A 14723-nucleotide genomic window follows, 5' to 3' on the forward strand; every position below is an offset into this window, starting at 1 on the left:
TAAAAAAAGACCCCCGTCAGCTCAAGCAGGTACCTTTGAGCTGAGGGGGGGTTGTGGTATGGCTGATCAATGTTGGAATTGAGCATGGTACAGGCGATAGTAATAGCCTTGTTCTGCCAGTAATTCTTCATGGGTTCCTTGCTCCACGATTTGACCGGCATCCATCACCAGGATCTTGTCTGCTGCTCGAATCGTTGATAAGCGATGGGCGATCACAAAGCTGGTTTTGCCTTCCATCATTTTCAAGAAAGCATCTTGGATTTTTTTCTCAGTCAGAGTATCAACCGAACTGGTTGCCTCATCCAAAATCAGCATGGGTGGGTTGCTGATCATCGTGCGGGCGATCGTCAAGAGCTGCCGTTGCCCGTCAGAGATCTTGATCCCTTGATGACCGATCGGTGTATCTAGTGTTTCTGGTAAGCGCATCACATACTCATACATATAGGCATGCTTTAAGGCATCGTAGATTTCTTCATCTGTGGCAGTGTCATTGCCGTATTGCAGGTTTTCTCGTAAAGAGGCATCAAAGAGCCACGTATCCTGCAAGACCATTCCGAAGCTTTGCCGTAATTCTTCTCGTTTCAACTGACGAATATCGGTGCCATCGATCTTGATTGCCCCTTTATCGACATCATAGAAACGCATCAATAAATTGACCAACGTCGATTTACCAGCACCAGTTTTTCCGACGATCGCGACGGTTTCTCCAGGTTTTGCGGTAAAAGTGAAATCTTCGATCAATTTTTGACCAGGATCATAAGCAAAAGAAACCTTCTCAAAGGCAATCTCGCCTTTGATCTCACCCAGTGATTGAGATTCTTGATCATCGGCTGTTTCGGGCTCTTGATCCAATAGCTCAAAGGTTCTTGAAAGTCCAGCTAATGCCGTTTGGATCTGGGTGGTAATTCCCGACAATTCAATGAATGGTTTCGAAAACTGACTGGAGTAGATCGTAAAGCTGGAGATCACCCCAACCGTGACGGCACCTGAACCAGAAAAGTAAAGCAGACCGCCGACAAAGCCGACTGACAGATACGCCAAGTGATCGACGAATCGTGAAAGGGGATTGGTCAAAGAAGAAGAAAACTGTGCTTTTTGCCCCCGGACATTCAATTCTTGGTTGATCGTTTCAAAACGGTTTTGGTTGATGGTTTCTCGATCAAAGGCTTTGACGATTTTTTGATTGCCGATCATTTCCGTAACAAAGCCAGAAATTTCGCCGACGATTTCTTGTTGGCGAGCAAAATGCGATTGAGACGTTCGTGCCACGATCCAGTTGACCAAAAAGATGATCGGGGTCGAAACCAATACGACCAACGTTAAGGGCACACTCATTTGCAGCATGACGACTAAGGCGATCAAGACAACCGAAATACCAGAGAACAATTGGTTAAAGACTGCAGCGACGGCAATGGAAATGTTGTCCATGTCGTTGGTAAAACGACTGACGATGTTGCCGTGGGAGTTTTGGTCATAATAGCGCAACGGCAATGTATTGAGATGGGCAAAGCCTTTTTTACGTAAGTCGGCGACGGATAAATACGCCACGCGGTTGCCTAGTCGCTGGATCAACCATTGACTGACCACAGTCACTAAAACCACTCCGGCAAACAAAAGCAAAATACGATAGAGGGCGCTGAACTGCACTTGATCGGCACCTATCAGCTGATCGACGGCTTGACCGATCTGATACGTCATATAAACCGAGGAAACACCAGCAGCGATCCCGAGGACAACTGCTGCCCAAGTTTCCTTCGCGTAGGCAGTCAAATAAGGGAGGTAGCGACGAAAGGCCGACCAATCGAATGATTTCTTTTTCATGCTTCTTCCTCCTCTGCCTGTGATGCCACGATTTCTTGGTATTCTTTTGACGTTGCCAGTAGCTCTTCATGGGTCCCTTTGCCTACCAAATTCCCTTGGTCTAAGACTAAGATCTGCTGCGCATCTTGGATGGAGCGAACCCGTTGGGAGATGATGATGACCGTACCACGAATGCTTTCTTTTAAAGCCATCCGCAAATCAAGATCGGTTTGATAGTCAAGGGCACTTAAAGAATCATCCAAAATCAAGATATCTGGTTTAGCGATCAATGCTCTGGCAATCGTTAACCGTTGTTTTTGTCCTCCAGAAAAGTTCTTGCCGCCTTCAAAAATAGGGGTATCCAATTGCTGCGGCAAGGCTTCAACGAAGTCGCGGCTTTGAGCGATTTCTAGTGCACGCCAGCACTCTTCATCGGTGGCATCTTTTTTGCCCCATTGCAAGTTTTCTCGAATCGTTCCCGTAAACAGCACAGCGGTTTGAGGCACCATGGCGATTTTTTGGCGTAATTGCTGTAAAGGCCATTTCCGCACATCGTGTCCGTCAACGATCACTTTGCCATCTGCCACATCGTAGAAACGGGGAATCAATTGGGTCAAGGCAGATTTCCCACTCCCGGTTGGTCCAGTGATACCTAAAATAGACCCCGGCGCGACTTGGAAATCAATGTTTTTCAAGGCTAATCCGTATTCTTTTGAAAAGCGGAAATCAACGTGCTCAAAGCGAATCGCTCCGACGTTGTTTTTCGGCTGATCCATAAAGACTTCTGAAAGTTCGTCGCCGATCGACGGCTCAGTGGCTAACACTTCGTTGATCCGTGAACCAGATGCTGCCGCACGGGTAAAGATGATCACTAAGTTGGAAACCACGATCAACGCTAAGAGCATTTGATTCATGTAATTGACCAGTGCCAATACTTGTCCTTGCTGCAAATTGCCAATATTGACCTTGAATCCACCGATATAAAACAACGCGATAATACCGACATTCATGATCAAGGTGGTGGCAGGCGTCAATAAAGCAGAGAGATTTGTGACCCGTAAATAGACATCACTTAAATCATCAGTTGCTTTATCAAAGCGTTTTGTTTCCGTTTTTGTGCGGGCAAAGGCACGAATCACCCGAATCCCGCTTAAATTTTGACTCACTAGTTCGTTCAATTCGTCGAGATGAATTTGAACTTTCTTATATAATGGCACGGTTTTGGCGATGATCCAGAATAAGACGATACAAAAGAGCGGTAAGACGAGTAGGAAAATCAAGCCAGCTTGCCAATCAATGACAAAGGCCATAATCACCGAACCGATACTTAAAAAGGGCGCACGGACCACCAGCCGAATCAGCATCGCCAAAGCAATCTGCATCTGATTGATGTCGTTGGTCATTCGGGTGATCAAGGTATCCGTCCCGAATAAGTTCAGTTCGCTATGGGAAAGGGTGTTGATTTTTTTCATCAAACGATTGCGTAATTCCGTCCCGAAGCCTTGAGAAGCGACGGAAGCATAATACTGACAGATGACGGCACAGATCATGCCTACCACGGACATCACGATCATCCAGATCGTCATTTCAACGACCTTCGACCAATTGTTTTGCCGTAGGCCCTCATCGACTAAAGCGGCCATCTGCAAAGGCAGAACCAATTCAAACACCGCTTCTAAAAATTTGAAAAACGGACCAAGAATAATCTGTTTGCGATAATCCTTGGCGTAGCGTAACAAGCTTATCATAAAAAACCTCCTAAATTATTTCGGATGAGCAGGATATTCACTGGCTAAACAGGCAAAAACCAAACTATCGGTCCATTCCCCCTTGTTCCACCAGTCTTGGATAAAATGTGCTTCTTGGCGCAATCCAATGCGTTGGCAAAGCTTAGCTGAGGCCTGATTGCGGGCGTCTAGCGTCGCTTGGACCCGATGGATCTTCTGACTGGCAAACAACCAGTCCAATAATTCCTTCAATGCTTCTTGAGCAAACCCTTGTCCGCCAAATGACGGATGGAAGGCATAGCCGATTTCAACGGAAGACGGCTGACCAGTAGACCATACCGACAAATCGCCGATGACCGTTTGGTCGTGTAGTACTGCCAAAGAAAGACCTGCTTGGTCCGTCAAGGCGTGCTGTTGGCATTTTTTGGCAAAAGCCGCCGCTGCCGTTTCTGTCTGCCAAGGCTCATGAAGTAAGAAACGGCAGACTTCCGCTTGACGATAAATAGCAAAGGTATCGGCAAAATCACTTTCTTGGAACGGGCGGAGCAGTAAACGTTCACTTTCAATAAAACCCATAACAGCCTCCATTTCTTTAGGGACATCTTACCATAGAACGAAATAGCCGAAAACATCCCCTGAAAAATCTGTTCATTTTCTTGCAAAAAAAATGTAAATCACTGGAAAAGTCTTTTTCTAGGAAACGAACCTTGCCAGTTGCTGCTCATTTACCACGACTGCCAGCGGGCAAGAAAGGTTTTTTGCCAATCGCCCAAGGGCAAGATCACTCGCTGCATTTGAAAACGGTAGGTTTCCCCTTTATAAGTAAAGCGAATCGGGACGAGCATCCCTACAACAGGATCTTTGTACTGTTTTTTCAGCTCAGCAAGCGGTATGCTTTTGTGCTGCACGACTTTTGTCGAGAAAAGATTCAATGCCAAAATCGTCAATTGCTGATCATCCAAGACGAGCAGGCTACGGCTGGTGATGGCGTTGAAGGACTGCCATTTTGCATAGCCGATGGTAGCCCCTTCTGTCCTATAGGGGGCAGCCAATGCTTGGAAGGTTTTTTTATTTAAAAGAAACATAGGTAGAAAACTCCTTATCAATTAGAATCAGTTTCGGCGCAAGCAAGCAATCAATAATCAATAATCAATGCAGGAAAGCGGTCAGTCCGTTGCAAATGGCTGCAGCATCCGCCGAACGTTTTCAGTATACGCTTGTTTGAGGACTAACGGGTGGATTTCTTTGATGGTTGGACCAAATTGCAAGAGAAAATCAGCCAGAAAACCCAGCTCATTGTCGGCAATGTGCCCCTCTAAGCAAAGCTCGCTAGAACGTTCCACCACTGCCATGTCAGGATATTTTTCTTGCCACAAGCGTTCCTTTGCCGATAGATCAAAGCGGATGTGATAGCCCAGTGTTTGTGTCAACACTTGTTGCTGCAGCTGTTTTTCAGCTAACTGCTGCAAGGTATAGCCTATTTTTTCAGTCGGAGCAAGTCCCTGCATTGCATCACAGCGATAGCGGCGAAAAGCCTGCTTTTGACAATCATAGGCCAAACAGTACCAGTAACCAGCACGAAAATCCAGCTGATAGGGCTGAACGATTTTGCTCGTTTTTTGATAACGCTGATAGCTAAATTGGATGACCTGTTCTTGTACAATCGCTGAAAAAAGCGCTGAGAGGATCGGCGCACTCGTCAATTGAGGCACCCCTTGAAACGAAACCGCCGTCTCCATTTTTTCTAACCACTCGGTGTCTCCTTGATAAAAAGACTGCAACAATTTTCGCCTTAGCCCTTGATAGCTCCGATCAAAAGGAGAATCGGTTAATTTTTGTAAAAGCTGCAAAGCAAAGAAAAGGGTATACCGTTCATTTTTGTCAAAGTACAACGGGGTCAGTTGATTTTTCAAAATCTGATAGCCCCCATAACGACCGGTTTCTACCACGAGAGGCAAGCCCAGCTCTTCCAATGATTGGACATCACGGACGGCTGTACGTTTGGAGATTGCGAAGGTTTCCATCAAATCGGCTAGATGAAAAGTGGTTTTTCCTTGTAAATACAATAGTTCCTGTGTTAAGCGTTCTGATTTTTTCATTTCTTTCTCCAATGGTGCCAAGTTTTGGCAATATTCACAGTTACACTTATGGTAACAAGAAAAGGAGGAACCAACAAATGATCGAACCAAAAATCGCTTTGTTTTTAACCTTAGACGGCAAAGCCCAAGAAGCCATTCAATTTTATCAAGATACACTAGACGCAACCCTCTTATTTGCCATCACCAACCAGGAGTATCGTGAGAGACTTGATCCAACGCTGGAGATTCTTGCGGGACAAGAACAGTATCTTTCTCACTCCATCCTACAGATCGGAGATTTCCAGTTGCAGCTGGCAGACAATCCATTAGTTGAAGGAGAGGCGATTCAGCGAGGCAATCACTTGTCACTGAGTTTGACGCTAGCGGAGAGCCAAATCGCTCAGAAGCTTTATCAACGATTGATGCAAAAAGGCAGTCAGACGATCCAAGCACCAAGTGAGAATGCTTTTGCGTTTTTTTATGCAAGTGTTCGCGATCCATTTGGTGTAATTATTCAGCTGACTGTCGAAAAAGAAGTTGATCCCTCCAAAAAGGGTGAATGAAAAAACTCGTTTTTTAATAAAATATCCATAGAAGTTGACTAATTATCCAAGTTTCTTTCAATCCCAGAATTATTTTTAAGGAATGTTTAAAGGACTTCACAGAAAAAGAATAAAACTTCTTAAAAAAATAGGCGGATCGCAAAAATTCTGGTACAATCGGGGAGAGCAATTCAGGAGAAATGAAGGAGGCACTATGGATAGAAAGACGAGATATAAACAGCAAAGAGCCCACAAAGCGCGCAACAAACGCGTGATTATTGGAGGAATCTTTCTTTTCGCCATTGCAGGCATCGTTTTATTTGCCGGCTATACGTATTATGCAGCAAAAAATTCAGTGGATAAAATGTTTAAAGAATCCGCTGTGATCAGCTCTAATAAAAGTAAACAGGACAACTCATTAAAAGCTTCAGACGTGAATTCAAAGTTTGGGATCTTGTTAATGGGTGTTGATAATGATGCGGAACGTGAAAAGACAGAACATTTGGACAGTGCCCGTACCGACAGTTTGATTTACATGGTGTACGATGGCGAAAACAAGAAAATCGATATGGTCAGTCTCCCACGAGACATTTGGACCAACATTTATGATGGAACAGGAACCGGGACGATTGCTGCTACCGCCAAGATCAATAGTGCATTCACGATTGGTGAGGAAGACGCAACGATTGAAACAGTCCAAAACTACCTGCAATTGCCAATTGACTATTACGTAAACATCAATTTTACCAGTTTTGAGAAAATCATCGATGCCATCGGAGGGATCACTGTTGATGTGCCTTACGACATCAACAAGAAATATACTTCAGACAACACGGGAGAAACATTGATTCCAGAAGGTCGTCAATTGTTGAACGGTGAACAAGCCTTGATTTTTGCCCGCATCCGTAAAATGGATACCGATGTGGATCGAGGAAATCGTCAGCAAGAAGTTATTGAAGCAGCGATCCACCAAGCTTTGAAAATCAATAATGTCACCAAGTACCAAGAAATCTTAGACTCAGTCAGCGAAGACGTGAATACAAACTTCAAGTTTGAAGACTTAGTATCTTTAGCAGGCAATATGTTGTCTGGATTCGATATTCAAAAACATACCTTTGAATGGTACGATGGGGAATCTTATGATGGACAATCGATCGTATATATTCAGGACTATTCTTACAATGAAATTCGTAACGATATGTTGAAAGCGTTAGGTCAAGCACCCGCAGATACACAAGCAGATGCGAATACAGAAGCCCAAACCGGCGTAGGTACCGATACAGGAACCGAAACCGGTGCAGGAACTGGCGACGGATACGGCTCGGAAGTCGTTGATGACGGAACCGGCTACTAATCAAGAGAAAAAAGTCAGGAGCGATCCTGACTTTTTTTGTGCCCTCAGTCCTTTTTAACCCTGAGTGAAGACAAGGTCAGACCCGCAAGCCACTTTCGTTTTCATCTAGGAAGTGCAGTGCTATGCTTAAGAAAAGAGACAGATTGTTACAGCGAGTCCGACACCGAAGGAGGAAGTATGATGGAAAAACAGCAAGAGCAAAAAGCCCGTAGAATCGTTTTGCTGACCCATGTCTTAGGGTTGATCATGAAAGCCATCGGCTACTTCTTTAGCGGCAGTGCTGTCTTGATGAACGAAAGTATCCATAGTCTGATCGATTGCATCAATCAAGGACTTCTAGCCATCGGTGAAAACCGAGCACAGCGAGGACGCAGCGAACTGCATCAGTTTGGTGAAGGACGAGCGACCTATTTTTTTAGTACTGTAGTTGCCATGACAGTTTTTTTAGGTGGTGGGATTTTAGCGGTTGTTGAAGCCAGCCGTGATCTGCTAGACCCCACCCACGAAGTGGAACAGCTCCAGCTGGTGGCAGCGATCTTATTTGTCAGTTTGTTCATTGAAGTGACAGCTGTTCAAGAGGGGTGGCAAGAAGTCAAAGAACAAAACAAGCAAAAACAGCCCCTCGTCCGTTTCTTAAAAGAAAGCCGCGATTCCGATCTGCTTTTAGGCTTCACGGAAAATTTGTTTGCCTTAGGTAGTGTGACGATCGCCATCGCAGGAATCTTATTGACCGCATTGACGGATAATCCGATATTTGATTCCCTCGGCGGCATTTTGGGTGGATTGTTGCTGATTGCTGCTGCTGTCTTTTTAGCCAAAGAATTTTATAGCCTCTTGATTGGAGAAGGCGCTTCTGCTTCTGATTTAATGGCGATCAAACAAATTTTAGCCGACCCTGCCATCATTCAAATCAAAGATTTGCGAACCCTCCATCTAAGCCCAGAAGAACTTTTGATCGTCGCCGACCTTACCTTGAAGCTAGGACCCGAAGAACCAAGCGTATTTATCGATACCATCGAACAGCGGATCAAACAGGCTTTGCCTGATCTGCGAGTTTATTGCTACATCGAGAGTGAGGAAGTTCCCTCTTAAAATAGAATAGATACGAAGTATTCCTCGGTTGGTGATTTATCATTCAAACGAGGAATGCTTTTTGGGGTATTGGCGTGCTTGTTTTATATGAACACAATGGATCAATGGCTTGTTTTGCTTCAACCTTTTCTGGCGATCAGGAAGGAGAATGTCAGCGAGAGGTCGTAATTCAATTATTTTTTTAGCAATAAACATTTTTTTTGTTCAAAAGTTTGTTGTTTTTTGTTAAAATAAAGTAAAGACAGCAAGCGTTCTCTTTTTAAAGTTATTTTTTTGCTAGAGTTGTAACATTGTAAATCACAACATAGCAAAAGCTTAGATTATTAAGAAAACACCGAAATGAGTACCTGTTTGGCATTACTGACATGCTGCCCAATCGTCACCAAAAGCGGTGGTGCTAATTTTGTTACGACTGTTTTTTTACACCACTTGTGAAGCAAAATCCTTTGCGAACATCTTCATTCATGATAGGTTAGAAGTAGGCCGGATGGTTTTTTCACAAAGTACGTACATAGAAAGATCACTTGCGACGATTAAAAGAAGCGACTTCATTGCTCGCAAAATGATCGATGCTCAACACACATACCTTTTCCCTCAGCCAGTCAACCTGCGCTTGCTTTTCTTATTGGTTATATTCCCTTCATTCAGCGATCGTCTGAACCGATTCAAATCAAAAAATGACTGTGCAAGGTATCTGTACCGATTTATCCCTTCAGAAACGTGGAAACCCTCGGCAAGAAGTTTACAATTAAAAGGAGGAATTTGATGGAAAAATTTTACCAGCAAAAGACTGAAGAGACCTTGAAACATTTTGAAAGTGACCGCAAGCAAGGCCTAAGCGGGAAAGAAGCCGACAAACGCTTAGAAAAATACGGAGAAAACACGATCCAGCAACAAGAATCCCTTTCTGTATGGGAATTGCTGTGGCATAACTTGAACAACTTGATTGTTTATTTATTGCTAGCAGCTGCGTTACTCTCTTTTGCGATGGGGGAAACGATTGAAGGAATTGCAGTATTGATTGCCGTGGTGATTGCTGTAATGACAGGTTTTATCACAGAGTTACGAGCACAAAAATCAATTGATTCTCTTCAAAGCATGATTTACACTACCGCAAAAGTGATTCGTGATGGAGAAGTAATGGAGATCGAGTCGGCAAAAATCGTTCCAGGCGATATTCTCGTTCTGGAAGAAGGGGATGCCATTGCGGCAGATGCCCGCTTACTTGAAACGAGCAACTTTGCCTGCATCGAATCAGCGCTGACCGGTGAGTCAGAAGCTGTTGAAAAAGATGCACGAGAAACCTATGAAGAAGATGTTCCGCTAGGTGATCGCCGCAATGTCGTTTTCGCAGGAACTGCGGCAACTCGGGGAAATGCCTATGCTGTAGTGACAGAAACCGGTATGAAGACTGAGGTCGGAAAAATCAGTGACATGCTGACGGGTGACAAAAAGCGTCAAACGCCGTTAGATATCGAATTGGACAAGCTAGGAAAAGCAATCATTATTGCCGCGCTTTTTGCTGCGGTGGCAGTTTTGATCGCTGGGGTCTTGACGAATCAACCATTTGTCGAAATGATCCATATCTCGATTATTTTGGCGGTCGCAGCGATACCTGAGGCAATGCCAGCCGTTTCGACCATCACATTGTCCCGAGGCATGCGGACGATGGCCGAGCACAAAGCACTGGTCAAATCGTTATCAGCTGTTGAGACCCTGGGCGCCACCAGTATTATTGCCAGTGACAAAACGGGGACGCTGACAGAAAACCAAATGACGGTTGCTGAGATCATTTTAGGTTCAGGAGAAATGTTCAAAGTTACAGGAAATGGGTATGAACCCAACGGAAAATTTTACAAGGCAAACTCGGAGGATGAAACCGAGATCGATGCAGCCAATCATGATGCGCTGCAAGGGATGATCGAAAACGGTGCTTTATGTACCACCGCCACCTTACGTGAAAACGAAGGGCAATACGAGATCCTCGGTGATCCAACAGATGGGGCGTTCGTCGTTTTAGGTCAAAAAATCGGCATCGATCGCCAAAAAGAGCAGGACAGCGGGCTGAAGAAAATCGCAGAAATGCCCTTTGATTCCGACAACAAATACATGGTGACCGTGTATGAAGGAAAGCAACGAACATTGATCATCAAAGGGGCACCAGATGTCTTGATTGATTTAGCCGATGCTGATGCCAAAGAAAAAGAACAGCTTCATGAATACAATGACACGTTAGCCAGTCATGGGCAGCGGGTGATCGCTGTCGGTTGCATCAAGGATTATCAAGGTGGAACGGACGAAGCAGAGCTGAAAGCAGCACTGCAGGAAATCAAGATCCAAGGCTTTGCGGGCATCGTCGATCCGCCGCGAACAGATGTCAAAGAAGCAGTGAAGGTTGCACAAGAAGCGGGGATCCGAGTGAAAATGATCACTGGGGACCATCCGAAGACGGCATCCATGATCGCCAAAGAAATTGGCTTAAAAGACCATGAAAAAACCATGACGGGTCGTGAGATCGATGAATTGGCAGGGCAAGAAGGCTTTAACGAAAAAATCGAAGAAGTCGCTGTCTTTGCTCGAGTTTCACCAAAAAATAAATTACAGCTTGTGGAAGCGTTGCGTGAAGAAGGCGATATCGTTTCAATGACTGGCGATGGGGTCAACGATGCGCCAGCACTCAACGGCGCCGATATCGGGATCGCCATGGGGATTCGGGGGACAGAAGTAGCCAAAGAATCTTCCGATATGATTTTGACGGATGACCGTTTTGGAACGATCGTCGATGCTATCAAAGAAGGACGCATCATTTTTGACAACATCAAAAAATATGTTTCCTTCCTGTTCTCTTGTAATATGGTTGAGATCGTGACGATCTTTTTAAGTGTCATTTTCTTGATGCCCATGCCGATCCAACCGCTGCATATCCTTTTCTTGAATCTAGTCATCGATATTGCTCCAGCCATGGCATTAGCCTTTGAACCAGCTGAAGACGACATTATGAAGCGCCAGCCACGGTCGAAAGCTGATGGCCTCGTTAACAAGCGTTTCTTAGGACGCATCATTTTAAGTGGGGTCGTGATTGGTTTGGTGGCGTTTGGCTTCTTCAACTTCCTGATGCTGACGGATCACGAGTTGCTTTATGCACAAACAGCAACCTTTACCTTTATGGCAGTGGCGCAATTGATGCATATTTTCAACGTTCGTAAGAGCAGCGGCTTTGGTTTAGACAAAACCCTCTTGAAAAACAAACCATTGATGGGGGCATTGCTCCTTTCCGTCGGCTTACAGCTTTCAGCGGTCTATGTACCGTTTATGAATGAGCTATTGGATACGATGCCGATTCAAGCTGGCACGTGGGGCATTATCTTCGCTGCTGCAGCGATCTCTACACTGATCGTGATGGGCTTGAAGAAACTCTTCCAATTAAAATAAAATAAATTCTACCGTATTTTCTCAAAACTGGAGTCACGAAGACCCGCAGCCTGATGGTGTACCTTTATCAAAGAATTTCTGTTTCGATTCTTGATGAGGTTCGCCTAGCAGCGGGTCTTTTTTGCTTACTCTTTACAAGCAAAAGAAAATAGTTTATACTTGACTAGTCAACAGTTGACAAGTCAATGATGAAAGGAGCGGTTTATGCAATGAATTTACGTGAGCTAAGCGGATTGCTGTATCGGATGAAAATCGTGAATCAAGAATTAACGGCGATCTTTGAAAAAGAGACTGGCTTTAGTCTGACCCGTTATCAGTTGCTGCAGTTTTTGAATGAGCAAGGACGCTGTACCCAAAATCAAGTACAGAATGAATTGAAGATCGATAGTGCAGCGGTCACGCGGCATTTGAAGATTCTCGAAGAAAAACAATTTGTGACACGGGAACGAAACAAAGACAATAACCGCGAGATTTTTGTTTCTTTGACACCGAAAGCACAAGCCGATTTGGCTAGTTGTGCTTCAAAGCATGCCAGCTCTGAGGAGTCGTTAGGCATCAATTTGACCGAAAAAGAAGAAGCACAGCTTCTAACATTACTTATGAAATTAGTTCCATGAAAGAAGGCAAACCCATGACAGAATATAGCAATAACAATTTTTCAGAGATCACCTTTGGCCGAAAATCGGTTCGTGTCTATGATGAAACCTACAAAATCCCCCATGAAGAAATGTTGACCATGATCCAAGAGTCAACGACAGCACCTTCCTCAGTCAATATGCAGCCTTGGCGCTTTGTCGTTGTGGAAAGCGACGAGCAAAAAGCAAAATTGAAACCATTGATTCGTTTCAACGTTCGTCAAAATGATACCTCTTCTGCAATGGTCTTGATTTTTGGCGATATGCTTTGTCATGAACTTGGGGAAGAAATTTATAACAAAGCAGTAGCAGAAGGCAAAATGCCAGCAGAAGTACGTGACCAACAATTAGCAGCGATCATTCCGCATTACGAAAATCTTACAAAAGAACAAATGAATGATGTGGTGAAGATCGACGCTAGTTTAGCAGCGATGCAATTTATGTTAGTTGCGCGGGCGCATGGCTATGAAACCAACCCAATCGGCGGCTTTGAAGCAGATCAATTAGCCGAAGCTTTTGGCTTAGATAAAGAACGTTATGTTCCTGTCATGATCCTCTCAGTCGGAAAAGCCAAAGAATTAGGCTATGAATCCGTTCGGTTAGACGCAGAACAAATTACGACATTTCTATAAGAGGAGGGAAAACGATGGAAATCATTAATGCAACGTTTTACATCAAAGAAGAAAAGCGGGCAGATTTTTTAGCCGCTGTTACGCCATTATTAGCATCGGCGAGAGCTGAGGAAGGCTGCCACGGCTATCATCTCTATGAATCATTGGAAGAGAACAATCGGTTTGTCATGGTCGAAAAATGGGCGAATCAAGAAGCGATCACCGCTCACAATCAAAACCCGCTGCTGCAACAATTATTCCAACAAATGCCTGACTTTGCAGCCAAACCGAGCGAGATCGTTGTCGCTCATCAAGGAGAATAAAGATGACGATTTTATCGACGATTTTGATTGTACTGGTTGCCTTAGAGTTTTTCTATATTCTCTATTTAGAAACATTTGCCACTACGTCCAAAGCAACGGCGCGGGTCTTCAACGTGACGAAAACAGAGCTTGAACGACCGATCGTTGTGACCTTGTTCAAAAACCAAGGCGTTTACAATGGGCTGATTGGTTTGGGGTTACTTTACAGTATTACCTTTGCTTCAGCACCACTGGAAATCAGTCGCTTGCTGTTGATCTACATTATCTTAGTAGCTGCATATGGCAGTGTGACTAGCGACAAGAAAATTATTTTGACCCAAGGCGGTCTAGCGATCCTTGCCTTGCTATCCACCTTTTTTTAACCAATAAAAGAAGAAGTCCCCCGATCGAAGAAAGCATTTCTATACAATAGAAGCTTTCTTCGATTGGGGGCTTTTAATGTTTGGGCAAAGAGTACTCAGAACGTGAAAAAAATGATAGGATAAGAGAAGGGACTAACGATTTTCTGGACGTAAGCTGGTTGCTGCAAATAAGGCTTTTACTAGAATGGGTGTTAAGATCGCAGCTGTGATCACCTCAGAAATTCCATTCGTTACAGCAATTCCACCGAGGGTCACGAATAAAGCCGAAGCATCGACACCATAGGTAGTGGCAACTAAGCCAGTATACAAGGTTCCCATTAACGATAAGACCAAAACTGTATTGGTGATGGTCCCAAAGATTGCTGCAACAATCGAAGCAGCGACGACTTTTTTGGTCTTTTTGTAAATGATCGTAAACAAGAGACCAGCCACTAAGCCAACCAATACACGGGGAACCACCGAGATGATTGGGTTGGTGAAAACGGCAATGTCCAAGGGTGTTGTCGGAGAGGTAAACGCACGGATCATGGTAAAAATCCCCCAGACTAAGCCGATGAACATCCCGTCTTTTGTCCCTAAAACGATGGCAGCGACGATCACCGTGATATGGATGATCGTTAAACTAGTGATACCGATCGGAATAAATCCAAGGAAAGGCACCATCGTCTGTAAAATAATAATAGCAGTCAAAATGGCACGAATGACAAGGCGATAGGTTTTGCTTTTTGTATTCATTGTAAAAACTCCTTTTTTATAATGACACTCGT

At 44.3% G+C, this 14723-nt stretch carries 14 protein-coding genes; 8 read left to right on the forward strand and 6 right to left on the reverse strand.

All coding sequences use genetic code 11. The features are described 5' to 3' along the window. Positions 1-66 precede the first annotated feature (66 nt). From ACTW1R_RS05765 to ACTW1R_RS05785, 5 genes are all read right to left on the reverse strand, one after another. Positions 67-1821, reverse strand: coding sequence for an ABC transporter ATP-binding protein (locus tag ACTW1R_RS05765; RefSeq protein WP_489927497.1), 1755 nt, complete (start codon positions 1819-1821; stop codon positions 67-69). Further along, positions 1818-3548, reverse strand: a complete 1731-nt coding sequence (locus ACTW1R_RS05770) for an ABC transporter ATP-binding protein (protein ID WP_010747847.1) — start codon at positions 3546-3548, stop codon at positions 1818-1820. Before ACTW1R_RS05770 ends, ACTW1R_RS05765 begins: the two co-directional genes overlap by 4 nt. Before the next feature lie 15 nt (positions 3549-3563). Then, complete coding sequence (locus ACTW1R_RS05775; protein ID WP_489927498.1) at positions 3564-4103, reverse strand: GNAT family N-acetyltransferase; 540 nt, start codon at positions 4101-4103, stop codon at positions 3564-3566. A 149-nt stretch (positions 4104-4252) separates the two neighbouring features. Continuing rightward, on the reverse strand, positions 4253-4612 hold the full coding sequence (locus ACTW1R_RS05780; RefSeq protein WP_489927499.1) for a hypothetical protein: 360 nt from the start codon (positions 4610-4612) through the stop codon (positions 4253-4255). Positions 4613-4693: 81 nt separating this feature from the next. Continuing rightward, positions 4694-5626, reverse strand: coding sequence for a helix-turn-helix transcriptional regulator (locus ACTW1R_RS05785; RefSeq protein WP_489927500.1), 933 nt, complete (start codon positions 5624-5626; stop codon positions 4694-4696). A gap of 77 nt (positions 5627-5703) precedes the next feature. Between ACTW1R_RS05785 and ACTW1R_RS05790 the strand changes: the two genes are divergently transcribed. The 8 genes from ACTW1R_RS05790 (at position 5704) to ACTW1R_RS05825 (ending at position 13956) form a co-directional block, all read left to right on the forward strand. Further along, positions 5704-6168, forward strand: coding sequence for a VOC family protein (locus tag ACTW1R_RS05790; RefSeq protein ID WP_489927501.1), 465 nt, complete (start codon positions 5704-5706; stop codon positions 6166-6168). Between the two features lie 193 nt (positions 6169-6361). Continuing rightward, positions 6362-7501, forward strand: a complete 1140-nt coding sequence (locus tag ACTW1R_RS05795; protein ID WP_086292080.1) for an LCP family protein — start codon at positions 6362-6364, stop codon at positions 7499-7501. A gap of 177 nt (positions 7502-7678) precedes the next feature. Further along, positions 7679-8593: a cation diffusion facilitator family transporter gene (locus ACTW1R_RS05800; RefSeq protein ID WP_128488898.1), complete on the forward strand. Its 915-nt coding sequence runs from the start codon at positions 7679-7681 to the stop codon at positions 8591-8593. 765 nt (positions 8594-9358) lie between these two features. Then, on the forward strand, positions 9359-12025 hold the full coding sequence (locus ACTW1R_RS05805) for a cation-translocating P-type ATPase (protein ID WP_128489497.1): 2667 nt from the start codon (positions 9359-9361) through the stop codon (positions 12023-12025). Positions 12026-12234: 209 nt separating this feature from the next. Then, positions 12235-12642, forward strand: coding sequence for a MarR family winged helix-turn-helix transcriptional regulator (locus ACTW1R_RS05810; protein WP_034857624.1), 408 nt, complete (start codon positions 12235-12237; stop codon positions 12640-12642). Between the two features lie 14 nt (positions 12643-12656). Continuing rightward, complete coding sequence (locus ACTW1R_RS05815) at positions 12657-13292, forward strand: nitroreductase family protein (protein WP_008378805.1); 636 nt, start codon at positions 12657-12659, stop codon at positions 13290-13292. Between the two features lie 14 nt (positions 13293-13306). Continuing rightward, positions 13307-13594, forward strand: a complete 288-nt coding sequence (locus tag ACTW1R_RS05820; protein ID WP_016608137.1) for a putative quinol monooxygenase — start codon at positions 13307-13309, stop codon at positions 13592-13594. 2 nt (positions 13595-13596) lie between these two features. Next, entirely contained in the window at positions 13597-13956 is a 360-nt protein-coding gene (locus tag ACTW1R_RS05825; protein ID WP_015509373.1) for a DUF1304 domain-containing protein, read from the forward strand. Positions 13957-14088: 132 nt separating this feature from the next. Here the strand turns inward: ACTW1R_RS05825 and ACTW1R_RS05830 are convergent, their stop codons facing one another. After that, the gene (locus ACTW1R_RS05830) at positions 14089-14691 is read right to left on the reverse strand and encodes an ECF transporter S component (protein WP_016608135.1); all 603 of its coding nucleotides are present in this window, start codon (positions 14689-14691) and stop codon (positions 14089-14091) included. Positions 14692-14723: the final 32 nt, after the last annotated feature.

The sequence above is a fragment of the Enterococcus sp. R12 genome (assembly GCF_058135755.1).

Excerpts from the sequence above, each read along its gene's own strand:
- ACTW1R_RS05765 (WP_489927497.1), bottom strand. The coding sequence starts at position 1,821 with ATGAAAAAGAAATCATTCGATTGGTCGGCCTTTCGTCGCTACCTCCCT.
- ACTW1R_RS05770 (WP_010747847.1), bottom strand. The coding sequence starts at position 3,548 with ATGATAAGCTTGTTACGCTACGCCAAGGATTATCGCAAACAGATTATT.
- ACTW1R_RS05775 (WP_489927498.1), bottom strand. The coding sequence starts at position 4,103 with ATGGGTTTTATTGAAAGTGAACGTTTACTGCTCCGCCCGTTCCAAGAA.
- ACTW1R_RS05780 (WP_489927499.1), bottom strand. The coding sequence starts at position 4,612 with ATGTTTCTTTTAAATAAAAAAACCTTCCAAGCATTGGCTGCCCCCTAT.
- ACTW1R_RS05785 (WP_489927500.1), bottom strand. The coding sequence starts at position 5,626 with ATGAAAAAATCAGAACGCTTAACACAGGAACTATTGTATTTACAAGGA.
- ACTW1R_RS05790 (WP_489927501.1), top strand. The coding sequence starts at position 5,704 with ATGATCGAACCAAAAATCGCTTTGTTTTTAACCTTAGACGGCAAAGCC.
- ACTW1R_RS05795 (WP_086292080.1), top strand. The coding sequence starts at position 6,362 with ATGGATAGAAAGACGAGATATAAACAGCAAAGAGCCCACAAAGCGCGC.
- ACTW1R_RS05800 (WP_128488898.1), top strand. The coding sequence starts at position 7,679 with ATGATGGAAAAACAGCAAGAGCAAAAAGCCCGTAGAATCGTTTTGCTG.
- ACTW1R_RS05805 (WP_128489497.1), top strand. The coding sequence starts at position 9,359 with ATGGAAAAATTTTACCAGCAAAAGACTGAAGAGACCTTGAAACATTTT.
- ACTW1R_RS05810 (WP_034857624.1), top strand. The coding sequence starts at position 12,235 with ATGAATTTACGTGAGCTAAGCGGATTGCTGTATCGGATGAAAATCGTG.
- ACTW1R_RS05815 (WP_008378805.1), top strand. The coding sequence starts at position 12,657 with ATGACAGAATATAGCAATAACAATTTTTCAGAGATCACCTTTGGCCGA.
- ACTW1R_RS05820 (WP_016608137.1), top strand. The coding sequence starts at position 13,307 with ATGGAAATCATTAATGCAACGTTTTACATCAAAGAAGAAAAGCGGGCA.
- ACTW1R_RS05825 (WP_015509373.1), top strand. The coding sequence starts at position 13,597 with ATGACGATTTTATCGACGATTTTGATTGTACTGGTTGCCTTAGAGTTT.
- ACTW1R_RS05830 (WP_016608135.1), bottom strand. The coding sequence starts at position 14,691 with ATGAATACAAAAAGCAAAACCTATCGCCTTGTCATTCGTGCCATTTTG.